We start from the raw sequence: 25,200 nt of genomic DNA, 5'->3' as shown, positions 1-25,200 counted from the left end.
CAAGAAGGTGTGCATAGAGCTACTCTCACAAATGTAGATAATAGTAAACAAGAGAGTTTTGGAAAAAAAGCCATGTACGAAGTTACAAAAGAAGGCCTGAAGAAAGTAGAGAAAATGCCAGAAACAACAGTTTTAGATGGAAATCAATTTGCGTGGTCTTTAAAAGGATATAATGATCGAGAAATCGCAAAAGTAGAGTATAACAAAGCAACAGAAAAAATGCAGATTAAATTAGAAGCGGGTATACCCCATTCCTATTTTACTAGTACGTATGCAAGCATTAAAGTCCAGAACTCATCGGGCAATATTTTGTACAATAAAGAAATTGTAGGAAATAGACAACAAGCTGTTGAAGGCTAAACCGTTCCCGTCAAAGTAGGAGATTATATTGAGTTTACTCATATAGAGGGAGAAGCACAAAAGGAAAAGACACGTGCCACACTTACAAATCTTGAGAATAGTAAACAGGAATTTGTGGGTAAGAAAAAAACATATCAAGTTACTCCTACGGGATTATTAATAAAATAGATTAAAAGGATGTCTAAAAAAATAGAATTTTTTTGGACATCTTTTTTATTATTAAAAAAGCATTAATTATTGATAGTGATGTATGATGAATTCTATAGGCCCATTAAATATTATATATATCTATACATAATCAAAAAATTAAGTTATAACTAATGTTCCAAGGATCGACACATCTATTTTTGTTTAATCATGTTATACTTTTCACAAGTGAAACGCTACAATATCAAATCCTAGTTTTATGACATCCTTCTGTTGCCACAGTCTATAAAAGGTCAATTCCATTGGGGTTGACTTTTTATAGTTGTAGCAGAAAGCTATAAACGTCCATATTTTTTTATAGGATAAATGTTGTAATTTCACGTACCGTACTTATGAATATATAAATAAGTACAACAAACATTAGTCTATATGTAGCTTTTATGGTATATAACTTTTAAAGAGATAATATTTGATATTCTCGTGATATTTTAAATTATGGTTAAAAGAAAAGACAGTAAAAGTAGTTTGTTAATACATAAAGTTATTGGTAATATTTAGTGGTTAATCGAAGTGTTGTTAAAAGCATGAATAGAATTAATACACCAAAATTGAAGAACTAAGGCATACCATTGTGAACATCTTCACAATGGTATGCCTTAGTTCTTCAAAATTATTTCAAAAGGAGGTCATAGGTAATGAAAAGAATTATAACACTGAGCACTTGTAAACTGCAAGATACTATAAAACATGGTGGATGTGGTGCATGTCAGACATCTTGTCAGTCCGCTTGTAAAACCTCATGTGGAGTTGCAAATCAAAAGTGTGAAAATACAATAAATAGATAGGAAACAAGTAGTATTGTACGCAGTTATATTTTATTGGGCGGCAATCTTTATGAAAAAGGAGTTTGATTATCCAGTATGATTCATCAATATAAATTAAATGGATACAATATCGTATTAGATACTTATAGCGGGTCGGTACATGTTGTTGACGATCTTGCTTATGAAATAATTATGCTATATGAGAATACTCCTATGGAAGAAATCCTGTCAACGATACAAGAAAAGTATAAATATGATTTCCACGTTTCCGAGAAGGAAATTCGAGAAACAATTGCGGATATTGAAGAACTAAAAAGAGATGGGAAGCTTTTTACCGATGATGATTATAAGGATCTTTCAATTGATTTGATAAATCGTCCCACTTATGTGAAGGCTCTTTGCCTTAATGTCGCGCATACATGTAATCTGTCGTGTGAATACTGCTTTGCTAGCCAAGGAAAATACAATGGAAATAGGGCCATCATGAGTTATGAAGTTGGAAAAAGAGCCATCGATTTTCTATTAGAAAACTCAGGTAATCATCGAAATCTCGATGTTGATTTTTTTGGTGGGGAGCCACTCATGGCGTGGAAGACTGTCAAACAGATTGTCGTCTATGCAAGAAATAAAGAAAAAGAGTACAAAAAAACTTTTCGTTTTACCTTTACTACAAATGGTATGCTGCTTAATGATGAAATTACTGACTTCTTGAATCAGGAAATGCACAATGTTGTATTAAGCCTTGATGGAAGAAAAAAAGTTCATGATTATCTACGTAAAACTGTCAATGGGAAGGGTAGCTACAATTATATCGTTCCAAAGTTTCAGGAATTTGTTGAAAAGCGTGGAGATAAAGAATACTATGTACGTGGAACCTATACTCATAATAATGTTGATTTTACCAATGATATTTATCACATCGCTGATCTAGGTTTTAATAAGATCTCAATGGAACCAGTTATCTGTAATCCACGAGAACCATATGCACTCGGTGAAGAAAATCTTTTGGAAATTTACAATCAATATGAAATTCTCTCGAAGGAAATGCTAAACCGTGAAGAAAAAGGCAACAGTTTTACTTTCTATCATTACATGCTTGACCTTTCAGAAGGCCCATGTGTTCAAAAGAGAATTTCTGGTTGCGGTTCTGGAACTGAATACCTTGCTATTACCCCATGGGGGGAGATATTTCCTTGTCATCAGTTTGTTGGGGAAGAAGAATATAGTATGGGGAATATCTGGGATGGCATTACAAAAACAGAGATACAGTCTCAATTTAAGGAGAATAATTGCTATTCAAAACCGGAATGTCAGGAATGTTGGGCACAGCTTTACTGTAGCGGCGGTTGCCCAGCTAATACAATACATGCAACGGGTTCCCTTAAGGGAACACATGAGTTCAGCTGTAAAATCTTCCGCAAGAGGATAGAATGTTCTATGATGGTTAAAGTAGCTCAATCCATTAGAGCTATGAAGAAGGAAGAACAAGCCATAGTTCAGTAAATATAAAAGTGCACAAGCGTTGTTATAGCATAAATTTATAAAGATAGTTACAAACAAAAATTCTTTAGTCCAATTTAGAATAAACGAGTTTAAAAGAAGATAGCCATTTGTAATGGCTATCTTCTTTTGTAAAAAATATATAATTTATTCAATTATTTTTTCGATAACAGGCATAACAGCGATTGGTGGAATAGAGTGAGTCCATCCTACGGAAAATATATTTAGTTTTTCACCTACGCTATAGTTATCTTTGCTAGTAATAGGAACACGTAAAATTTTATTCTGAGAAGCTAATTCCCACCAATTATTTTGATAAGAAAGTGCCTCCTCTTTTGTATTAGTGTCAGCTACAACCAAATAATTATCATCTGCTGAAATAACATATCCAGTGAAAGGTATCTGTATTCTTACTTGTTCTTCCTTAATAGGAGTAGGATTACTTATAGAATCTGCTGAAGTAGGAGTTAATCCGAAAGCTAATCCACATCCTAGCGTCAGAGTGGTAACCACTGTTACTAATTTTTGTTTTTTTGAAAACATAATATAAATCCCCCTTATATTTTATCCGTACACCATCACCTTTCTATTTTTTATATAGAAAGCCTTTTTGTATCCCTAAATTTAACAATTATGTCACAGATAATCCATTATTTTTTAAAATGGGTATTATTTAAAGATAACATATGTTATAATTTACCAAATTAAATATTAATTGTACCTGTATCTTCTAGTGAACATATATTTTTGAAAAAAATGATAGCGTTATCTTTTGTAAATGTTCTTATTTGCATGATTACCTAATTTTTATGTACAATAAAGAAAAGAGAGTTTCTTAGACAGGAAGAGGAAGTCATGACCAAGTCATTAGTAAATTTACGAATTGATTTTGCTTTTAAGCAATTATTTGGAACAAGTGGTAGTGAGGATATTCTTATCACATTTTTAAATGCCATGCTAAAGAATTCATTAGAATCACCTATTATGTCACTACAATTAGAGGATCCACATTTACATCGAGAACACGAGGATGATAAATTATCAATTTTAGATGTCTCAGCCACGTTAGACACAGGTACTAAAGTAAACGTAGAAATTCAGCTGAATAATAATCACGACATGATTAAACGAAGTTTATATTACTGGGGTAAATTATATACTTCACAGTTACAAAAAGGGATGCCGTACAGCTCTCTTAGTAAAACAATTACTATTAATTTGTTAAACTTCGTACTTTTTCCCGAATATGAGGAATTTCATACTACGGGAAAGCTATGGAATGTACAACAGCAAAAGCAGTTTAGTGATGATATAGAGATTCATGTTATAGAGCTTCCTAAATTAATGGAACAATGGCGGGAAGAGAAAGTTAATCCGTGGGAAGATTCATTTGTTCGTTGGCTGTTATTACTTCCGGCAAATGAAGATGAACACTTAACTCAAACATTGGAGGACATTGCGATGAATCAAGATCCGATTTTACAAAAAGCAATGAATAAGTGGGAGCGAATGAGTCAAGATTCGACTTTCCGACAAGCCTATGAAGCGAGGGAAAAAACCCTAATGGATGAAGCTGCAAAGTTTGCTCACGCAGAGGAGCAAGGAATCAAAAAAGGTATTGAAAAGGGTATTGAAGAAGGCAAAAAAGCCGAACGTATACAATTGGTGTGTGGTATGTATAAAAACGGAATGTCTGTAGAGGATATTGCGAAATTTACGAAGTTACCTATAGAAGAAATAAGAGAAATTATCCAATTATAAATAAAAAAGAACACCTACAGCATTTGTAGGTGTTCTTTTTTATGACCAATAATGTCCGGAGTATAATTATTAGTTGATGTATCGTCAGGAAAATAAGAATGTATAACATTAAATATTTTTTAAAGAGCTTACATGGATTTTACCTTAAATACATGCTCTATATTCCATCATAAGATTATTAATAATTGTTTGGACGGGCAAAATCTCTTTGACTTCATTTACTCGTGCACCTGCGAAAACAAGACCATTTTCACAATCACCATCCATAGAGGTTATCAAAGAATCTAGCGTGCAAAAACGATAAGAACAGTTTTTTAAGCAATTTATACACTTTTTTATTTTTATCTTTTTATTATTATCAGCTATTAATTTAGTAAAGTTATTTTTAACCGCACGACCTTGGAGACCGACAGTTGTTTTGACTAATATAGTATCTTCTAATCGAGCATTTATATATTTTTCCTTAAAGGATAGTGGTGCGTCACACTCATTACTTGCAACGAATCTTGTACCCATTTGCACACCAGATGCACCCATTTTTAAGGCATGAGCAATATCTTTTCCAGTCATAATTCCTCCAGCAGCAATTACGGGGATTTTGACTGCTGCGACTACTTCCGGTAATATATCGAATAAAGGTCGATCGGTACCCAGATGTCCTCCTGCTTCATGACCCTCTACTACAACAGCGGCCGCACCCAAGCGTTCAGATAATCTAGCGAGTTTGGCTGAGGATACTATTGAAATAACTGGTATGTCGGCATTTTTTCCCCAAGTATACATATCTCGTGAAATGCCAGCACCAGATATGATGAAATCAATTTTTTCCTCAATAGCTGCTTTCATTTTTTCAGCAAAATCATTCATTGCAAAAAGGACATTTACTCCAATATAACCAGTATTCCGGATCTTTTCTTTCGCCTTCCTAATATGCATTCTCATTTCATCTATGGAAATACCAGTTCCTGATATAATCCCAATTCCTCCAGCATTTGCAACTGCAGATGCAAGGTTACTTAATGAAATGCCTACGCCCATTCCTCCCTGCATAATTGGGACCTTTGGCATCATATGACCGATTTTTAATTGTGGAAAGTTCAAGTAAATACCCCATTTCATTAATGTTATTAGAGTAGATCTGTTAAACCCTCTCAGTTTAACACAGTGTTTGGAACAAACACTAGGAAATTAATACCTACTACTAGTAGTTTGTAATGTTTTTTGCTGATTTTCACAAAATGTTCGAATAGTGCGCTATAAACTTAGAATAATATCAAATGTATATTTAGGCTTCTGGATAAAAAAACAATGAAATTTAGATTTTCTAATAAAAAATGTCTTTAAAGAATTGATTTGTCAAAAATGAAGTGGGGTGTAATCATTAATTATTTTGAGTGGGGATATGAACAGATCTAAATAGAAATTTATATCCTTTTTAATAAAAGGAATTTTTGTATTATAAGTGTTAAATAATCATTAGTTATAAAGGGAAAAATCTATATTTTTAGTAATCTACACAATTGGATTAGAGACAATTAGATGTGCAGTCCATTTTAGAGGTATTAAATATCAATATTCCAAAAATCTTGATAATCAATATGCTTATCAAATTTTTTTAGTATTCTAATGATTTTAGTTGCAGATGTTAAAGTGGGAATACGATCCTTTTTATTTGCTAAATCACTTATTAGAGATTTACTTAATCCAGTTCTTTGTACAAGCCATTGTTGTTTGATTCCTCTGTGATCTAAATACTCACCAAATGGAGTTCTTTTTTTTCCTAGACCAAACATAAAGAATCCCTCCTAATTAAGAATGACGTATAAATAGCTTGTACAAAATTCCATAAATTTAAACTTTTGTCCATAAATATGGAATTATAATTTATAACAAAGCATAGAATAATATAAAAAAATGAAAAAATATGGAATAATTTTGAGGAATCTAGCATTCATAGTAATAGCTACAAGTTGCTGATACACTATCCTAATGGCAACTTGTTGCAAAGGGTATTACTAAAATAAAAAAATCTGAAACTCCTTACGTCAGAAGGATCTTCAGATTTTTTCTTTTTTAAATCTTTAATTTATAGATACGTATTTTATAGATTATTATGCATAATATGGCGAATGAGTAGAATGGATTATCTGCTTAAATAGTTTGATTGACCTTGTCACTAAGCATATAAATCTGTTGTAGATATGATGAAAGGAAATACTAACAAAAAATGTGAAATCCGAAATCAGTCATATCTGGTCCAGTATATTCATCACTTTCTACCCAGCTGTTAAGTTATGAGTTTGTAGTGAAAAAAGTACAGTCGGCCAGTTTGTGTAACAAAAAATATTTCTATCCCGTCTACAAATTTAGTTACTTTTTCACTGATATGACTAGGCTTGTAGGATTCATATTGTTTTTTAATGTAATTTAAACAACTTTAATATCTCTGTACCCCATATTATGTTTGGGTTGCCATACCCAACATAATATGAAAAATCTCAATCTCATTTTTATAGGATGAAATGAGATTGAGACTCTTTTGTTGTTTATTTGCTGGATAATGGAATGGTAACTAAAAATTCTACGCCTTGTTTGGTATTATTTATAGAATACGTGATAAAAAGGGATTCAAAAATTTGTTTTACAATATATAACCCTAATCCACTCCCTCCTGTATTTCGATTTCTTGACTTTTCGATTCGATAAAATGGTTTGAAAATATGTTGTATATCTTCTTCTTTTATTTTGACACCTGTATTGATAACTCGCATTTGGATGTTGTTTTGTTTAGAATCCTTTGTTAACTTTATATAGACTTTTTCGTTATACGGTGAATACATAATCGCATTATGAATGATGTTTTTACAAGCTTTTTCTAAAAGAACATAATCCGTATAAACAAAAATATCAGAATTGACTTCTTTTATTATTTGAATGCCTTTTTGAGAAGCAAAAAATTCGAGGCTTTTTGTGATTGCATCTATTGATTTCGAAAGATTTACTTCTTCCACTTGAAGTTTAAAGGTATGTTGTTCTAATTTTGACATGCTTAAAATTTCGCGAACCAGTTGTTCCAGACTTTCAATTATTTGATAATTTTTCTTTAAATACTGGTCACGATTTTGATAAGGGCCGATATTATATATCATCCCTTCTAGATATCCCTTCATAACAGTAAGAGGGGTTTTTAATTCATGTGCTACAATAGCAAAGAATTCCCTTCGCTTTGTTTCTAGTTCTCTTTCTTTTTCAATATCACTTTTTAATTGCTGATTCGCTTTTTGTAAATCAAAAATTGCTTGTTGTAAATTTATGGACATATCATTCAAGCTATTGGACAATTCTCCTAATTCATCCATAGAACGAACCTCAATTTTTTCGGAGAAATCCAAGTTTGCCATCTTTTGTGCACCTTTATTAATATAAATAAGTGGTTTAGTAATAAACCTTGAATAGAGATAAGCACTTCCTAAACCAATAACCAGTACAATGATACTAATATAGGGTAGAAAACGTACCAAGACCTGTGAAGCTTCATCGATTGGCTGAAATGTTGCGAACACCACAAGCGTTAAGTTAACATCTTGGAATTGTATTGGCTTGGTAGCCTCATATGAATTGCGAGATTGAGCCAAACCCTTTATTGGTACTGTTGTAACAAAACCTTTTGCCGGAGTCCCCCCCTGAACAGGACTCCCCCGAACAGTACCCTCTTGAATAGCGCCCTCTTGAATAGTACTCCCTTGAAAAGTACTTTGAAGAAAAGGATAATAAATAATTCTTCCCTCATTATCTTGAAGATATATCACTGCATTATTTTTTTGTGCGTATTCATCAACAAGTGGTGTTGCATTTTGAAGCGTAAGATCTTTAGATTTATCAATTATTTCTTGGATTCCCGTTTGAAGCTGATCTGTTTTGTATTTCTCATAAAATTTAGGGAGAAAGAAGTATAAAGTTACATAAATTAAGGTTGCAAAGGCTAACAAAATGAGGGATGTAGTCATAAAGAGTTTATAGGTAATTCTCTTCATCTTCATGATTTTTACAATCTTATTCATCGATTTTATAACCAATGCCCTTTACTGTTTTAATATAGGGTATATCTAATTTTTTTCGTATGTTTTTCATATGCGTATCAATCATTCTTGTGTCTCCGGCATACTCATATCCCCAAATTTTTTCTACAATATTTTCTCTTGTGAGTACCTTTTTTTCATTCTGAAGTAGTAGTTGCAAAATTTCAAATTCTTTTGTCGTTAAGGGAACTTCAACCCTATTTACATATACTTTATATGCATCGCCATCGACATGTAGTTCTCTAAATATGAAATGATTATCCGTACTTTGATTATTGCTTCTTCTCAGTACTGCTTCGACTCGTCTCATCAAAACATGAAAAGAAAAAGGTTTCGTAATATAATCATCGATTCCAAGATCGAATCCTTTCATTTGATCTTGTTCTTCTTCTAGCGCAGTTAGCATAATAATTGGTATTTTTGACTGACTTCGAATCATTTTGGCAACTTCAAATCCATTCAGGTTTGGCATCATCACATCTAGAAGAATTAAATCGAAGGATTGCTTATTAAATTGTTTCATGCCCTCTAACCCATCTGATGCAACTATAACTTTATACTGTTGTGTCATTAAAAATTGTTTGATTAATTCTTGTATTTCTTGATCATCTTCTACCACCAGAATGTGATAGTTCTTCATAATATCACCTCTTGTAGTCATTATAACCTTCCAATCTGGAGTTGATGTGGAGATGTATTAGAAACACTATAAAAACTTCACAAGAAAACTACATGTATTTCAAATCAGCTCCAGATGCATGAGATAGGTTATATACATAACAAGACAGAGGGAGGTAATCAAGATGTCACTGGAATCAAACATCATTCTTTCTTTATTAGATGTACAACTGTGGATGGCCCCTCATTCGAATAATAGTCGCATAAAAGAGAAAAAACAAAAATTAAAATTAGCGCCGTGCTTTAATAAATACACAAGTGTAAATAAAAGAAAACTATATAGGTCTAGTGAACAAAAATAGAGAGGATCAAATTGATTCTTTTTTTTTTGCATTCAATAACGAGGTACTGAAAATCTTTACTATAACTCTAGATTAACTACATATAGAATACAGATTAGATTTGTATGCTACATGTATCAAATAGAAAGGAATGATACATGATGTTGACGATTTACACAATCTATCAAATTTTATCCCTTCCTTCTTATTTACACACAAACCTATTACCATCCATTCTCACGAGAACGTTCGGCTCTAAGTTTATAATAAAAGAGTAAAGAACCTAATTGAGGTTATGATTCCTTCTTGCTGCTTTGTGCCAATACCCGTATAACATGCTATGTACATTGAATAATTGATTTGATGAGAGCCGAATAGGCTCTTTTTTTAGAGAACAGATCGAAGTAAGTTTGAATATCTTCATGTTAATATTTACAGAAAAACCAAAATATACAGTTACCTCTACAAAAAAATAGTTGATTTATGTCTAAACTATACCTAAAGTTAACATTTTATTTTTGGGAAATGGTGACTCTTAAATATCATATCCATACATTGGAATTTAAATATAAAAATGAAAATACTCAAGTAAAATAAAAGGTGAAAGGAATGCTTACAATGGAACATTTTGATACAAATCAAACAGAAAACAATGGGAATAAAGCCTATAAAAAAACAGGTTATTTTTTTACCGGAATAATTGGTGCAATGATTGGTGCAATTACCATTGGATTGACCTCCCCTTATATAAATGAAAGTAAAGGAAGTGCAGGGCAATCTCCTAAACATAATGAAGTAAACCAGGCTACTCCTACCTCTCACAAACCAGAAGATGTGAGCAATCTTCAAAATATGATTGAATCTGCAAAAGAAGTTGTAGTAGGTGTCATTAACTATAAAAAAAATACAGATCCATTTAATACGCAAGCACAATCAGAAGAAGCTGGTTCAGGGTCAGGGGTCATATATAAAAAAACAGGTAATAAGGCTTTTATTGTCACAAATAATCATGTGATAGACGGTGCGAATAAAATAGAAGTGAAATTGAATAATGGTAAAAAGGTGACCGCTAAAGTAGTAGGAACAGATCCCTTATTAGATTTAGCTGTATTAGAAATTGACGGTACAGATGTAAATAGAGTCGCAACACTTGGAGACTCAGAAAAAATTCGTACAGGGGAAACTGTGATAGCCATTGGGAATCCATTAGGGCTAGAAGGGAGTGTAACAAAGGGGATTATTAGTAGCAAGGAACGAGAAATACCTGTTAGTACCCTTGGAAATCAACAAGTTGATTGGCAAGCACAGGTCATTCAAACAGATGCAGCTATTAATCCTGGGAATAGTGGAGGAGCTTTGTTTAATGAACAGGGTGAAGTCATTGGAATTAATTCGAGTAAAATTGCACAACAAGCAGTGGAAGGAATTGGATTTGCAATCCCAATTCATATAGCCAAAACAACCCTAGAGTCTCTTGAAAAAGAAGGAACAGTTAAACGCCCAATGATGGGTGTACAGTTATTGGATGTGGAGAAAATAACAGATTCTGCACGTAATCAATTAAAATTACCAAAAGAGATAACAAGTGGTGCCATGTTGGGGAATATCTCAAGTCAATCACCAGCAGAAAAAGGTGGATTGCAACAATATGATGTTGTGATTGCATTGGATGAACAAAAAATAGAGAATGTCGTTCAATTCCGTAAATATTTATATGAAAAGAAAAAATTGGGGGATACAATTAAATTAACCGTTTATCGAAATGGTGAAAAACTAACAAAAAATGTGAAATTAACCGATCAAACACGTGCCGCTTAAAAATACAGCCACCTTACGGTGGTTTTTTCTATTTTACTAGTTTTAATATGTGCTTTTTGTGTGGGTACTAGATATATCAGAGGTGGTACATGTGATGAAGCAAAAAGAATGCTCACATTGTTATTCCATGCAGGAGGCTAATTTTCCAGCTATAGTATCCCATCCTGAACTGTATGGGTCATAAATAAAGAGAGTTATCCCGTGTTTGTATTCCTTCCTCAAGTTAATCGGTTGGTGACTGATATTTTATACCTATTATTATTATCCCGTTTGCCCTCATTCCACATTAAATGGACTGACTCCTTACCAATGTTCAAAATCGATTACGTATTTTAATTTGTGTTCCAGTTTTTCATGACTATATTAACGAATCACTACATATGCACTCCAGATAAGCCCTAATATCTTTAGGTAATCTACTCAATATCTACATATAAACTCCAGATAGTGTATTTAGTATAACAACTATCAAGGAGGTTAGGAAAAATGAATTTTATAAAACGCGCAATTCTCAGTATGAAAAAAAGAATAGGAACATCATTAATTTTGATGGCGGTCTTTCTGATTGTTACAAATTTAGTGTTGGCAGGATTCACAATTCAAAATGCATCAAAAAAAGCTGCGGATACAGCAAGAAAAAAACTAGGTGCAGATGTCACTTTAGGTCTTGATTTTGATAAATTAGGTCAAGAAGCTAGGGAAACTGGAGAGATGCCTAAACCACCAAAGCTCAACACAAAAGAAGCAGATCAATTAGCGAAGTCCAAGTATGTAAAAGACTATAACTACATAACTAATACTTTTGGAATTTCGGATGGATTTAAACTAGTAGGTGCTTCAGAAGGAGAAGACGAAGGAAAAGGTAGAGTTGGAATGGTGGCAGCAGCGGGTGGATCAGGTTCGGGCTCAGAAATAGATATGAATTCTTCTCTTATAATAGAAGGAGTTCGTAAAACTGTATTACAAGAAAGTTTTAAAAATGGAAAAAGTAAAATCATTGATGGGAAACCAATTACAGAAAAGATGAAAGATCAGAATGTAACTTTAATGGAAAAACGATTAGCGGAACAAAACAATTTAAAAGTAGGAGATAAGATTAAAATTCAATCAGGGGATAAGAAGCAAACTCTTGAATTTGAAATTATTGGTATTTATGAAACGAATGAGCAACCAATGGGTCAGCATGCCCCTCCTATGATGGACCCAGCTAATAAGCTATATATGCCTTACTCTACTTTAAAAAAATTAGAAACAGATGACGGTATGGGTAATAGTATTCAAGCCGTGTACTTCTTAAACGATCCACAATACATTGATGGATTTAAAAAAGAAGCAAAAAAATCTGATATTGATTTTGATTATTTTAAGTTAGATGCACATGATTCATTGTACAAACAAATGATTGGTCCTATCGAAAATATCGCTTCTACTTCTCAAATGATTATCTATATGGTATCTATTGCAGGTGCAATTATCTTAGGATTAATTATTATGTTATCGATTAAAGCACGTCGTAAGGAAATGGGAATTTTATTGTCCATTGGAGAGAAAAAATGGAAACTGATGGCGCAGTTCGTAGTAGAAGTAGTATGTATCGCTATTTTAGCATTTGGATTATCTCTAACAACAGGAGCTAAAGTTTCTCAATTCGTAGGGGATAATTTACTTTCGAGTGAAATTGCTACAGCAAGCGAAGAAACAGATACACCACAAAATGGTACTGTAATGATGTCTGGACCTGGTGGTACGCTACAAGACCAAAAAGAAGAGCCAATTGATAAAATTGATGTAAGTGTAACAGGAGAAGATGTAGGGAAAATGGGGGGAATTGGACTAGCTATTGCTATATTAGCAACGCTTCTTCCGGCATTATCTATTCTACGCTTAAATCCAAAACAAATTCTTTTAAAAGATGAATAAGGAGGATCGATATGGAGACAATTTTACAATTTAAAAACTTAGATTATTATTATGAAAGTAACGGAAAAAAAGTAAAGATACTAGATAATGTTAATTTTTCTTTTCAAAAAGGGCATTTCTACACGATTTTAGGGCCATCTGGATCTGGTAAAACCACAACTCTTAGCTTAGGTTGTGGGCTGGATATACCTAAAAATGGTTATGTACTGTATAATGGCAAGGATATTCGAAAAATTGGTTTGGATCGATACCGTAATCAAAATGTATCTGTAATTTTCCAATCTTATAATTTGATTACCTATATGACTGCTCTTCAGAATGTATTAACGGCAATGGAAATTACAGGTGTGAAGGTACAAAATAAAAAAGTAAGAGCATTAGAATTATTAGAGAAGGTAGGACTTACAGAAGTAGAAGCGAAACGAAATATCTTGCAACTAAGTGGTGGACAACAACAACGTGTAGCAATTGCTCGAGCACTATCTTGTAATGTTGATTTACTGATTGCGGATGAGCCGACAGGAAACCTTGATGAAGAAACAGCAAATGACATTATTGATTTGTTCCAGGAGCTCGCTCATCAAGAAAATAAATGTGTAATTGTTGTTACGCATTCACAAGAAGTTGCAAAAAAATCGGATCGAGCAGTTTATTTAAGTAAGAAAAAATTAGTAGTAAAAGACGCCCCTAGCGTCTAAAAAACAAATTCTATGATTAGAAGAGTATGAAGGATAAGGAGATCGGGAAAACGTATAAACGAAGACGGATCATATACAGAGATTGATGATGATGGGAATGAAAGACTCCTAGATTCTAAAGAGATAGGAAAATAGAAAAAAGGTATAGATAGAAATCTAGGAGTCTCAAACATGAATTAAGATATGATTTTAACTACTTTAAGGAATGTGAGAATATCCTTATTGCCAGCGAATGAAGATGAACATCTTACACAAACATTGGAGGATATTGCGATGAACCAAGATATGAATTTACAAAGAGCTATGAATAAGTGGAGGCGCTGTTAATATTTGTTATATAATGGAGTCAAACTATTATATAGGTAGTTTTCCTTTTGTGTCTGTTGAAATATGTTGTTTCCCCCTTGCGGTTATTTCGCAAAAAGAACTTGTAGTAATTCCTACAAGTTCTTTTTGTTTTTCTAGTTAAACATGGGCAGTAACTTTCAAATATTATTCCGCTTGAGATGTGTCTTTGATTATTTTCTAAAAATCGATTATAAAATTAAAAATTACCCTGTTTTAACATGAAAAGATTTGGTGGCTGAATTTATTTATATGTACTATCATTCCGTTCGTTCTCATTCCACATTAAATGGACTGACTCCTTACCAATATTCAAAATCGATTGCATATGCTAATTTGTGTTCCAACTTTTGTTGACCAGGTCAATGAATAACTCCAAATAAACTCCAGATAAACCCCTGATATCTTTAGATAAACTACTGAATATCTTCATATAAACTCTAGATAGCCTATATAGAATACAAGGTATCAAGGAGGCAGAAATAATGAATTTTATAAAACGAGCAATTCTCAGTATGAAACAACGAAAAGGAACAACATTTATTTTGATGGCAGTTTTCTTAATTGTTGTCAATTTAGTATTAGCAGGCTTCACAGTCCAAAACGCAACTCAAAAAGCAGCGGATGCTGCAAGAAAAAAATTGGGGGCAGAGGTTGATCTAGCTCCTGATGTAATGAAGCTACTAGAGAGTGGGCAGGGAGATAAATTTACTCCTCTTACTGACCAATTAGCCGGTAAATTAGCAAAATCAAAGTATGTTAAAAATTATAATTACTTGTTCACAAGTAATGGTACTCCCGATGGATTTAAACATATTGAACCAGCTAATAAAGAGAACAATTCTTCATTTACTAAGATGGCAGGAGAAGGAGACATTCCGACCCTAAGTATATATGGTGTTAGAGAAATGAGTTTACTGGACACATTTAAAAGTGGAGAAAGTAAAATGGTGGATGGCAAACCAATTACAAAGGATGTAGTCGATAAAGATGTTGCTGTTATTGAAAAAAGATTAGCCGCTGAAAACAACTTAAAAGTCGGAGATAAAATTAAAGTAAAAGGAAGTGATTCCAAAACTACACTGGAATACGAGATTATTGGGATTTATGAAACAAGTCGAAAATTGGAAGGGATTTTAGCTAATTTGGGTGACGCTATGTTAGAACCAGCTAACAACATATATACTACCTATAAAGCCGCTCAAAAGAACGCGGGGGGAAAGAACGAGAAGGCAAAAGCAGGTAGTCCTGATGCTACTTCACTTCAAGCGGTATATTCTTTAAAAGACCCATTATTTATTGATGCATTTAAAGAAGAAGCAAAGAAATCAGGTCTTGATTTTGAAGTATTCAAGTTAGATGCACATGACGAAGTATATAAACAAATGGTTGGCCCAATTGAAAACATCGCCTCTACTTCACAAATGATTATCTATATTGTATCTATTGCGGGTGCTATTATCTTAGGATTAATCATTATGTTATCAATTAAAGGGCGTCGTAAGGAAATGGGTATCTTATTGTCCATCGGGGAGAAAAAATGGAAACTAATGGCCCAGTTAGTAGTAGAAGTAGTATGTGTTGCTGTATTAGCGTTTGGATTATCTGTCACAACAGGATCTAAAGTGTCCCAGTTAATAGGAGATAATTTACTCTCTAATGAAATTGCTACAGCAAGCGAAGAAAAAGATGATTCAAGAAATGGGGTATCAATGATAATTGAAGCTAATGGTAAGATGCCAAATGAAAAAGAAGATCCAATTGATAAAATTGATGTAAGCGTAACAGGAGAGGATTTAGGAAAAATGGGGGGAATTGGACTAGCTATTGCAATATTAGCAACGCTTCTTCCTGCATTATCTATTCTACGTTTAAATCCAAAACAAATTCTTTTAAAAGATGAATAAGGAGGTACAATATGGAGACGATTTTACAATTTAAAAACTTAAATTATTATTATGAAAGTAACGGAAAAAAAGTAACGATACTAGATAATGTTAATTTTTCTTTTCAAAAAGGGCATTTTTACACGATTTTAGGGCCATCTGGATCTGGTAAAACCACAACGCTTAGCTTAGGTTGTGGGCTAGATATACCTAAAAATGGTCATGTACTTTATAAAGGCAAGGACATTCGAAAAATTGGTTTGGATCGATACCGTAATCAATATGTATCCGTGATTTTCCAAGCATATAACTTAATTACCTATATGACTGCTCTTCAAAATGTACTAACAGCCATGGAAATTACAGGTGTGAAGGTACAGAATAAAAAAGCAAGAGCATTAGAATTATTAGAGAAGGTAGGACTTACAGAAGTAGAGGCGAAACGAAATGTCTTGCAACTAAGTGGCGGGCAACAACAACGTGTAGCAATTGCTCGAGCACTATCTTGCAATGTAGATTTACTGATTGCCGATGAACCAACAGGAAATCTTGATGAAGAAACAGCAAATGATATTATTGATTTGTTTCAGGAGCTCGCCCATCAAGAGAATAAATGTGTAATTGTTGTGACGCATTCACAGAAAGTTGCAAAAAAATCGGATCGGGCTGTTTATTTAAGTAAGAAAAAATTAGCAGTAAAAGATGCGCCTAGCATCTAAAAAACAAATTCTATGATTAGAAGAGTTTGCAGGGTATGGAAATCGTGAAAATGATAAAAAACTAGTTAATTATTTTCCGAAAAAATATATGATTAATCTAAAAAGGAATGGAGATAAAAATCTCCATTCCTTTTTAGATAGATAATTTAATCCTTATTTAACAGCCTCTTTTAAAGCTTTCCCAGCTTTAAATGCAGGTACTTTTCCTCCTGGGATATGCATTTCTTCGCCCGTTTGGGGATTGCGCCCAGTGCGTGCAGAACGCTCACGTACTTCAAATGTACCAAATCCAATTAACTGTACGGATTCCTCTTTTTGAAGAGATTGTGTAATTTGATCTAGGATAGCTTGTACAGATGCGGTAGCATCTTTTTTAGTAAGTGATGTTTTCTCGGATACTTGGTTAATTAGTTCGGTTTTATTCATTATGAACCTCCATTAAATAATATTTATTAATTTAATTTTATAGTATAGTATGTTTTCAAGAAAGGGTAAATTTTATATAAATATAATATTAAAAGGTTGAAGATACTCTTACAGTTTTGTATAGGGGGATTAGGTATGTTTACTTTTAAATCTATACTATATAAATAGTTAAATAAGGGGAATTGTATTGTAGAGAAGATACAGGCTACCCATTTGCATAATTTTAAACTAGAAATAAAAATTAATTAATTGAAGTAGTATCACCTAACTATAAATTTAAGAGCAAATAGACCCAAACAAAAAAATTCACACCTTTTAATTAAAAGTGTGTGAATTTCTTGTTTTGGGTGCTTAATAATTTTTAAGTCAATGATTAAATGTCGGAAATTAAGTTATATATTAGACTTCTCAGCAATATTAAACATATATGGCGTAAAGATTAAAAAGAAACCCAATATTACCATCAAAGAATTTAATGAAAATAAAGAAGAATCGTTAATCAAAGATGATCCAAAAATAATTACAAAAGTCATACCAGTTCCACGCAAAATAGATTTAAAAGAAAAAGAATTTGTCATCATTTCAAAGGATTTCAATTGCAAATTTTGAATTGATTTAGCTACTTTGGTTTTCATGTTCAATCCTTCTTTCTAAAAAATAAGGTATATACTATATTCATTGTATTCCTGGGAGTGTTGAAATTCAAATTTTTATGGAATTCAATTTTGTGTAACACTTAAAACACATGGGGATGTTTTGTTAGGGTGATATTAAATAAGATTGACAAATCTAGACTACAAATGTAATCTAAATATAAGATTACATTTGTAGTCTAGATTTTTTTAATAATAAACCTATTTTAAGTAATTTATTCCAATGTTAAAATAGGAGTTGCAAATTTAAGATTACAAATGTAGTATCGACATTAGGATTACAAATGTAATCGAGGAAAGGAGGAAATTGGAAACGTGAAAAAAATACCTAAGATATCTGAAGCTGAGTTAGAAGTAATGAAAGTCCTTTGGTCAAAATCTCCACAAACGGCTAATGAAATAATTCAAGCTCTTGAAGGACAAATGGATTGGAATCCAAAAACGGTTAGAACATTAATTAATAGGCTAGTGAAAAAACAAGTGATTTTTTCTCAGCAGAAAATAGGAAGAACGTATATGTATGGCCCTTTGATCTCACAAGATGATTATTTACAAGTAGAAACAAAATCTTTTATTAAACGTTTTTATGGTGCTGCTTTAAAACCTTTACTTGTTAATTTTTTACAAGAAGAGAAGTTATCTTCAAAAGAAATCGATGAGCTCAAACGTATTCTAGATGATAAAAATAAAAATAATCAAAAGGAGGGAGAATAATTGTAATGGATATGTTAATACATACGTATCTCTCTACTCTTTTTGATTGGTTATTAGAAACTACTATTATGGCCAGTATATTGGTAGGTTTTATCTTATGTGTCAAGGTTCTACTAAGGAATCAACTAACAGCAAGATGGCATTACGCATTGTGGTTAATTCTAATTGTAAGATTAATTTTACCTTGGTCACCGGATAGTTCTTATAGCCTATACTCCATACTTTCACATGGATATGTAACTTCTACTTCTCTAATTCAGAAGGAAGCGAACGTTTCTGGTGTAAAAGTGATGAATGAACCTGCAAAGTATGCTGTTAATTCAAATGATACCAATAAATCATTGGTTGAATCGAGTTCCAAAGAAAAAGAAAAGGTTGCCAAACACATATCTATGTATGAAATCTGTCTATATGTATGGATACTAGGTATTTTTTGTTTAGGGGCTTTAACAATAATTGCAAATAGACGTTTATATTTATACATACAAAAGCAACCAATTATAACAGATGAAAGGATTTTAAATATTTTTGAGGGTTGTAAAGAAACGATGTCTATAAAAGAAGATATTCCTTTACAATTAGCCGGCAAGATTGCTAGTCCGACACTCCTTGGGTTTAGAAAACCTAGAATATTATTATGTGAGCATCATATACAACGATTAAATGATAATCAGATACGGTTTATTTTCTATCATGAATTAGCTCATTTTAAACGTAGAGATGTTGGGGTTAATTGGCTTATGCATCATCTGCTTATACTAAATTGGTTTAATCCAATCCTTTGGTATGCCTATTATTCAATGCGCGAAGATCAAGAAATTGCATGTGATGCATTGGCCCTTACCTTTATTGATTCGGAAGAAAGAATCGAATACGGGCATACAATCATTACATTATTAGAACACTATTCAAATTATTATCAAATGCCTAGTTTAGCAAATCTAAGTAAAAATAAAAAAGCATTAAAAAGGAGAATTCTTATGATAAAAAAATTCAATAAAAAATCGTATCGTTGGTCAGCTTTAGGATTGACAGCTGTATTAGGTATATCTACTTTTTCTTTAATGAATGCAAATGCTGAGGAGTTTAAGGGTGAATCACAGGCTACAAAAAATAAAATTGAACAAGCCGCAAAACAATCAGAAATGGACAGGCTTAGTAAGGCAGAAGAAGCCGCAAAACAATCAGAAATGGACAGACTTAGTAAGGCAGAAGAAGTCGCAAAACAATTAGAGATGGACAAACTTAGTAAGGCAGAAGAAGCCGCAAAACAATCAGAGATGGACAAACTTGAGCAAAGTAAAAAGAACACAGAGATTTCTGAAGCAGCAGTACTTAAACTTACCGAAAAACAAAAGCAATATCTTAAATCTAAAGGACTTCCAGTGAAGCAAACTTCTAAAGAATCTGAAGTTACGGGGCTTATGTTAGTTTCTTTAGTGAAACCTATTGATAATGGAGATGGAACAGGATTTCAGCCAGACCATGTTGGAGAGGTTGATATAATTCACCAAGATGAATATAAAAACAAATATGGTAAAGAAGATTATGTAGCATTTGCTGCATGGGAATAAGTCTAGTTATATTATCAATACGCTAAGATGAATTTATGATTATAATTAATAGGAAGCGTCATTCTTTTTATAGAAATCTATAGAAAGGAGGGCGCTTTTATTAAAAAATGAATATCATTTGTTTGCTAAAGAACTTCGGAGAGATATATTTATCCATCAAGAAATATTTGGCAAGCATATCAAAATATTAATTTTATTAATAATTGGAAGTGAAATGTTGTCATACTTGCTTTTACAGTTATAATCCGTTTTGATGAGCTTAGCCTTTAATTGTGTTGTAAGCAGTTATTAAACCTTATTCACCTATTATTTTTAATTGAATAACAAGTAATAAAATATTATGGAGATTGGTTAAAGAGTGGATTTCAAATGCCTTTTCTATTGTTCCTTTTTGTTTTTTGATGAAAAGAAGCGAGCTAGATATAATCAATAAAATTAACCGATTGTGCTTGTAAATAAAAATAGCATGATAGCAATTGATAAAAACAGGTATATTATATAAATTGTTAGCAATATATATCATCCCTTTCTATTGATATACGTATCATACAAACATAATCTGTAGTATATATGGAGTTTATGGGTAGTTATTGTAGTGATTATTATAATAATTTTTTAGCTGTGAGAAAGAATAGGAGAATCAACCATTACTTATTGATTTTATATCGTAATTTTAAGAAAATAGGATGTGTTTTACTGTCAGTTTTTCTATGCTATAACTATCATTAAGGTACGATAGTTACTGCTCATTGGTCATAAGTAGTTATTTGAAATTAAGAAGGAACGCCTTTACTATAAATAAATTATATAAAGAAAGGTGATATGATTATGTACTGATATGAAAGTAAAGGGGAACGAAACCAAAAAATGTTATTTTCTATATAATGTGTTTCCGCGATTAAAGTTGAAATAAATCAATTACCAAAATGGAATGAAATCGTAGTCATTGTACTGTTACTTTTAGGATGTTCAGCGGTTTGTTAATTTGTATTTTAATTGTTTTTATAAAATAAAAACATTTTAATCTAAATATGAATTGTTTCCAAAAATAAAAAAGAATCTAGTGGAATTTCTAGATTCTTTTTTATTTTATAATCCTAAAGATATGTCACATGAAATTTTTTTAAGTTCGCTGGATTCTTTATTTCCTTTAATATAGCATACCTGGAGAGAATACTCTTTTGGATATATAAGGTAATTGAACTTCTTCAGCCTACGGAGGGATAAAGGAACCCTTCAAAAAAATTAATTGGTGATAGCATATACTTTTACTGTAAATGGGTGATTCACACCACTTGGATTTGCGATATAATATTTAGAATTTGTATCTGCTGCAGTCCTGGACTCATTTGAAATATTGCTCCAACTAACACGATCTAGACCCAGAGAAACATCGACCATAATATTGAAAGAGATACTGTCAGAAGTCTCTCCCTGGGTAGGTTCAATAATCCATTTTAAACCGATTGTCCCTGGGGGTAAATTATTTATACTAAAGTTTTGGCTGGATCGGTTCTTTTCTCCAGGCAATGGCTTAGAGTCAGAAGAAATTTGGGAAATTAATATCTCTTTTTCATTAACGTTTATCCCATTTAATTTAATGATACTATCTATTAAACCTGGACCTGGAAAATCAGCTGCAATGATACCAGAATGTCTGATACCACCTTGTAGTATGAAATCTGTCCCCATTGTATTCATTCCACCATAAAATACTTGACCATTTGTATCACGAGGGAAGTCTTTCCATTCATTTGTTGTGTTTTTTTGAATTAACTGTGGGTTACTACCAGTATCTCGATTTTCCTTTCCACTTGCAACAAACCAAGGATAATAATTATTCCATAATGCTGTAGCGCCACCTGTACCACTAAAATGGTTGAGATAGATATGATTATTGTTAGAGTAGTTATTTGCCTTTAGAAGCTGGTTTTTTACTGCACTCCATTTCTCATACATTCCATCCGGTCCAGCGCTAACTTCAAAATTATCTTGGATATTTAATGATTCATAATTAATTCCGTATTCTTCAACTGCTGAGAAGTTTTGTAGTATTACAATTTTTCCACGGATATCTCCTAACTTAGGGTTATTTCTTTCTGAAAATGGCACAGAATTAGGTTCCCAAAAATAGGACACATTACGGTCTTTATAACTTTTAAATATCTCCTCGAATGACTGTGAGCCGTTCTCTGGATCAGTTTCCTCTTTTAAGCGCATTAAAATTGTTTCTTGAGGGTTTTCTCTTAAAAATTGGATTGTTTCTTTTAATACATCTTCAAACATTGCTTTTTGATTCACAATACCATGCTGCATGGCAAAAGAATTTTTCACACGTTTAACACGCATGTCTACATACCGAATTCCTGCATTGAACTGCTGAGGTAGGGGCATTGTTTGATTTCTTGTCAAATTCTCATCAATAAAACTCGCTCCATGTAAAGCCATAGAACCGTGAGTACCTGGAATAGATAATTCACTTATTCTTTTTGTATCTTCCAATTTTGACATCCAGTTTGGATTTCGATAACCTAAATCGGAGTCATATGAATAACCTGAATGTCTATCAGCAAATACTATTGAAGTTGTACATAAACTTGCTAGTGTAAAACAAGTAAGAATCCCGAATTTTAAGTGTTTTATAATCTTTATTTTCTTCATTATATCTCTCCTGATTTTAAACAGATTAGTCTTATATAATAATTTAGGTGCTTTTACCATATGCATAAAGTCCAGCATGAGAATAATAGACTGTATTAATTTGAAAATTTAGTTTTTGTAAATAGTGCCAAATTTATAATAGGTACCAAAAGGTTTGTAAAGTTAAAAAGAAAGTAAGTCAAATAAGATAATATAATAGCTACCATCAGAGTTACTATTGTCATTTACCTTAAAATATTGTGTTAGCTTTAAAATTTAGAGAGGAATATTCTCATTTAGATTTGCTCAAAAGCCATCGTGCACTGGGAACATAAGTTTAGAAATGTAATCATACAAGGATGAGAAGGCCAAAATAATCATGTGCAAGTTTAGTGAAATGATGACAAAGTATATTATCATACTTTATGTACTTTATAGGGCAAACAATTCAAATCTAATATTATACAAAGAAAACAGAAGTCTTAAACTAGACGTCTGTTTTCCGAAGTACAATGAATTATTAAAATCGGTAATATTTACATAATTCTTAATGTAAATTAATGTAGATATTATGTAACAAAATTATATGAATTCCATATCTGAGATCAAAAGACTTTTGGGGAGAGTCTCTCTCTTATTCCTGCATTAAAGTTAGAAATGGATTTGTTACATATGATATCATTTTAGAAAAATTTACGAATAATACTTCTCTGTAATCCTAAATAATGCTTATAAGCTTATTTCTCATTAAAGCTTAAACTAACTGCAGTAGCAATAGATTGTCCTGCATGTTCCCAACTACCATCGATAACTTTTCCAAGTTGTTGACCGAGTGAATTTAAATCATTTGGATTAACAGGAATTCCATTATATGCAGCAAGAATTGATAAAAGCGGAGCTACAATCGGTGTCCAGCCCCCTCTATCAATATGGAATTCGAATCCCGTTACCTCACCATCTTTTTTTGTGAATTTATAGTAAAGTTGATCATCTGGACGGAAGCTTAAATGATGAGAGATTTGTCCGTATACATCTTTACCAGCTGCACCTCGATCCACAACTTCAATTTCTTTTACATTAAATTCATGCTCAAATACTTTTATTTTTTTTACTTCGGGACCATTTAATGCAGCTTGAACAGCCGTTTCTAGATTACTTTGTGCAAACGGTTGAATACTAACTTGTGATTCCTGTTGTTGGATAGGAGCAACTGTCTCAGCAGCAAATACTGATGTTGTAGGTAATGCCCCTGTAGCTAATGTTGCAGCCAGAGCAGTTGCTGTAATGATTTTCTTCTTCATAATTTTACTTCCTCCTTTTTAATGTATGATAATAAACTATAAATTACTGACAGATAAATTATTTCTATACATAGATAGAAAAACATTATTGTGGGTAATGGAAGTTAGACTGACAGATAATTTATATCATAATAGTATCAATATGCATTTGATTTCTCAATTTTCAGTCAATGTATTCAATACTAACCAATTTTTAGTAAGTTTTAGAAGGTAAATCTCTAATAGCAATCTAGAAACATGGCAATATTAGAGTGAAAATGAAATGATAATCATAAAATATTCAATTAATATCAAAAAAATATAAAAAATTTCACATATATTTTTAGGTTATTTGATTTCATTGTAATGTGGAGAATTATAAATGTTTATGCAAATTAAAAATGCAGAATATTAAAGTGATCGTTAAAATTAACGAAATGTTCAAGGTTTCAATCTCAAAATATGAATATTAGTTATATAATTATTTTAAGGGGATAATTCACCCTTCCTCTAATGTTGTTGTTTACAAGTTTATAGTTCCAATGTGTTGAAGCTACGATAAAAAGAACTTGTAATTATATATTACAAGTTCTTTTTGTTTCGATTTTTTTGAAAGGTACCTTAACTAGTTATGTTTTTCATATTTTATTAAGAGAACGGTAGAATTCTATCGGAAGCATATGTACATTATCTTAAAATAAATAGTAATGTGTATATAAACTAAGTGATTCTTAATCGTATTCTAATAACAAAAGGAAAGACCAACTAAAAATATAGTTGGTCTTTCCTTTAAGTTGGTGTAAAAACAAATAAATAAAAGATAGGTGAGAATTAATGCTGCTAAGCAGTATTGATTCTGAATTAACTATAACACACTTCCTAAGAAGTAGTTGTGTC

20 protein-coding genes and 2 pseudogenes are annotated in these 25,200 nt (G+C 32.1%); 13 read left to right on the top strand and 9 right to left on the bottom strand.

The features are described from left to right. The 3 genes and pseudogenes from QO049_RS25265 to scfB all read left to right on the top strand — a co-directional run. Nucleotides 1–528, top strand: a pseudogene (locus QO049_RS25265) (putative mucin/carbohydrate-binding domain-containing protein); the annotation flags it as partial. A 674-nt stretch (nucleotides 529–1,202) separates the two neighbouring features. Then, complete coding sequence (gene scfA / locus QO049_RS25260) at nucleotides 1,203–1,352, top strand: six-cysteine ranthipeptide SCIFF (RefSeq protein WP_000821352.1); 150 nt, start codon at nucleotides 1,203–1,205, stop codon at nucleotides 1,350–1,352. 75 nt (nucleotides 1,353–1,427) lie between these two features. Then, nucleotides 1,428–2,834 (top strand): thioether cross-link-forming SCIFF peptide maturase, encoded by a 1,407-nt coding sequence (scfB, locus tag QO049_RS25255; RefSeq protein WP_284489588.1) that lies wholly within the window; start codon nucleotides 1,428–1,430, stop codon nucleotides 2,832–2,834. A 144-nt stretch (nucleotides 2,835–2,978) separates the two neighbouring features. On the opposite strand, the gene QO049_RS25250 is transcribed toward scfB, so the two are convergent. Beyond that, complete coding sequence (locus QO049_RS25250; RefSeq protein ID WP_000491772.1) at nucleotides 2,979–3,374, bottom strand: DUF3221 domain-containing protein; 396 nt, start codon at nucleotides 3,372–3,374, stop codon at nucleotides 2,979–2,981. Nucleotides 3,375–3,686: 312 nt separating this feature from the next. Here QO049_RS25250 and QO049_RS25245 point away from each other — a divergent pair, with 312 nt between their 5' ends. After that, nucleotides 3,687–4,592 (top strand): Rpn family recombination-promoting nuclease/putative transposase, encoded by a 906-nt coding sequence (locus tag QO049_RS25245; protein ID WP_000167466.1) that lies wholly within the window; start codon nucleotides 3,687–3,689, stop codon nucleotides 4,590–4,592. Between the two features lie 144 nt (nucleotides 4,593–4,736). Here the strand turns inward: QO049_RS25245 and QO049_RS25240 are convergent, their stop codons facing one another. The 4 genes from QO049_RS25240 to QO049_RS25225 form a co-directional block, all read right to left on the bottom strand. Then, nucleotides 4,737–5,711, bottom strand: a complete 975-nt coding sequence (locus tag QO049_RS25240; RefSeq protein ID WP_284489587.1) for an NAD(P)H-dependent flavin oxidoreductase — start codon at nucleotides 5,709–5,711, stop codon at nucleotides 4,737–4,739. Between the two features lie 443 nt (nucleotides 5,712–6,154). After that, nucleotides 6,155–6,385 carry a helix-turn-helix domain-containing protein gene (locus QO049_RS25235; protein ID WP_000467334.1) on the bottom strand — a complete coding sequence of 77 codons (231 nt, stop codon included), beginning with the start codon at nucleotides 6,383–6,385 and terminating at the stop codon, nucleotides 6,155–6,157. A 753-nt stretch (nucleotides 6,386–7,138) separates the two neighbouring features. Next, nucleotides 7,139–8,632, bottom strand: a complete 1,494-nt coding sequence (locus tag QO049_RS25230) for a sensor histidine kinase (RefSeq protein ID WP_065706031.1) — start codon at nucleotides 8,630–8,632, stop codon at nucleotides 7,139–7,141. Between the two features lie 13 nt (nucleotides 8,633–8,645). Continuing rightward, nucleotides 8,646–9,311, bottom strand: coding sequence for a response regulator transcription factor (locus tag QO049_RS25225; protein ID WP_065705984.1), 666 nt, complete (start codon nucleotides 9,309–9,311; stop codon nucleotides 8,646–8,648). Nucleotides 9,312–9,474: 163 nt separating this feature from the next. Here QO049_RS25225 and QO049_RS25220 point away from each other — a divergent pair, with 163 nt between their 5' ends. The 7 genes and pseudogenes from QO049_RS25220 to QO049_RS25190 all read left to right on the top strand — a co-directional run bounded on the left by QO049_RS25220 (nucleotide 9,475) and on the right by QO049_RS25190 (nucleotide 17,016). Next, the gene (locus QO049_RS25220) at nucleotides 9,475–9,651 is read left to right on the top strand and encodes a hypothetical protein (protein ID WP_213747452.1); all 177 of its coding nucleotides are present in this window, start codon (nucleotides 9,475–9,477) and stop codon (nucleotides 9,649–9,651) included. 588 nt (nucleotides 9,652–10,239) lie between these two features. Then, nucleotides 10,240–11,448 carry a S1C family serine protease gene (locus QO049_RS25215; protein ID WP_284489586.1) on the top strand — a complete coding sequence of 403 codons (1,209 nt, stop codon included), beginning with the start codon at nucleotides 10,240–10,242 and terminating at the stop codon, nucleotides 11,446–11,448. A gap of 486 nt (nucleotides 11,449–11,934) precedes the next feature. Next, nucleotides 11,935–13,368 (top strand): ABC transporter permease, encoded by a 1,434-nt coding sequence (locus QO049_RS25210; protein ID WP_284489585.1) that lies wholly within the window; start codon nucleotides 11,935–11,937, stop codon nucleotides 13,366–13,368. Nucleotides 13,369–13,379: 11 nt separating this feature from the next. Further along, nucleotides 13,380–14,066, top strand: a complete 687-nt coding sequence (locus QO049_RS25205) for an ABC transporter ATP-binding protein (RefSeq protein WP_065705978.1) — start codon at nucleotides 13,380–13,382, stop codon at nucleotides 14,064–14,066. Between the two features lie 219 nt (nucleotides 14,067–14,285). Beyond that, nucleotides 14,286–14,387, top strand: a pseudogene (locus QO049_RS25200) (Rpn family recombination-promoting nuclease/putative transposase); the annotation flags it as partial. Nucleotides 14,388–14,896: 509 nt separating this feature from the next. Further along, nucleotides 14,897–16,318, top strand: coding sequence for an ABC transporter permease (locus QO049_RS25195; protein WP_214632157.1), 1,422 nt, complete (start codon nucleotides 14,897–14,899; stop codon nucleotides 16,316–16,318). An 11-nt stretch (nucleotides 16,319–16,329) separates the two neighbouring features. Beyond that, nucleotides 16,330–17,016, top strand: a complete 687-nt coding sequence (locus QO049_RS25190) for an ABC transporter ATP-binding protein (protein WP_214632158.1) — start codon at nucleotides 16,330–16,332, stop codon at nucleotides 17,014–17,016. Between the two features lie 153 nt (nucleotides 17,017–17,169). Here QO049_RS25190 and QO049_RS25185 read toward each other — a convergent pair whose 3' ends face one another. Further along, a complete protein-coding gene (locus QO049_RS25185) occupies nucleotides 17,170–17,442 on the bottom strand; it encodes an HU family DNA-binding protein (protein ID WP_016083288.1) in 273 nt (90 codons plus the stop codon). A gap of 392 nt (nucleotides 17,443–17,834) precedes the next feature. After that, nucleotides 17,835–18,077 carry a hypothetical protein gene (locus tag QO049_RS25180; protein ID WP_242297764.1) on the bottom strand — a complete coding sequence of 81 codons (243 nt, stop codon included), beginning with the start codon at nucleotides 18,075–18,077 and terminating at the stop codon, nucleotides 17,835–17,837. A 333-nt stretch (nucleotides 18,078–18,410) separates the two neighbouring features. Here QO049_RS25180 and QO049_RS25175 point away from each other — a divergent pair, with 333 nt between their 5' ends. Together QO049_RS25175 and QO049_RS25170 are read left to right on the top strand one after the other, a co-directional pair. Further along, complete coding sequence (locus QO049_RS25175; RefSeq protein ID WP_029443199.1) at nucleotides 18,411–18,809, top strand: BlaI/MecI/CopY family transcriptional regulator; 399 nt, start codon at nucleotides 18,411–18,413, stop codon at nucleotides 18,807–18,809. A gap of 11 nt (nucleotides 18,810–18,820) precedes the next feature. Continuing rightward, entirely contained in the window at nucleotides 18,821–20,383 is a 1,563-nt protein-coding gene (locus QO049_RS25170; RefSeq protein ID WP_284489589.1) for a M56 family metallopeptidase, read from the top strand. A gap of 1,245 nt (nucleotides 20,384–21,628) precedes the next feature. On the opposite strand, the gene QO049_RS25165 is transcribed toward QO049_RS25170, so the two are convergent. Both QO049_RS25165 and QO049_RS25160 read right to left on the bottom strand, forming a co-directional pair. Further along, on the bottom strand, nucleotides 21,629–23,044 hold the full coding sequence (locus QO049_RS25165; RefSeq protein WP_284489584.1) for a phosphatidylinositol-specific phospholipase C: 1,416 nt from the start codon (nucleotides 23,042–23,044) through the stop codon (nucleotides 21,629–21,631). A gap of 716 nt (nucleotides 23,045–23,760) precedes the next feature. Beyond that, entirely contained in the window at nucleotides 23,761–24,324 is a 564-nt protein-coding gene (locus QO049_RS25160) for a hypothetical protein (RefSeq protein ID WP_000726947.1), read from the bottom strand. Nucleotides 24,325–25,200: the final 876 nt, after the last annotated feature.

The organism is Bacillus sp. RB3 (assembly GCF_030164735.1).
In the GTDB taxonomy this organism is placed as follows: Bacteria; Bacillota; Bacilli; order Bacillales; family Bacillaceae_G; genus Bacillus_A; species Bacillus_A cereus.
Note: the sequence above shows the minus strand (reverse complement) of the source record. Positions and strands in the feature narration are given on the sequence as shown.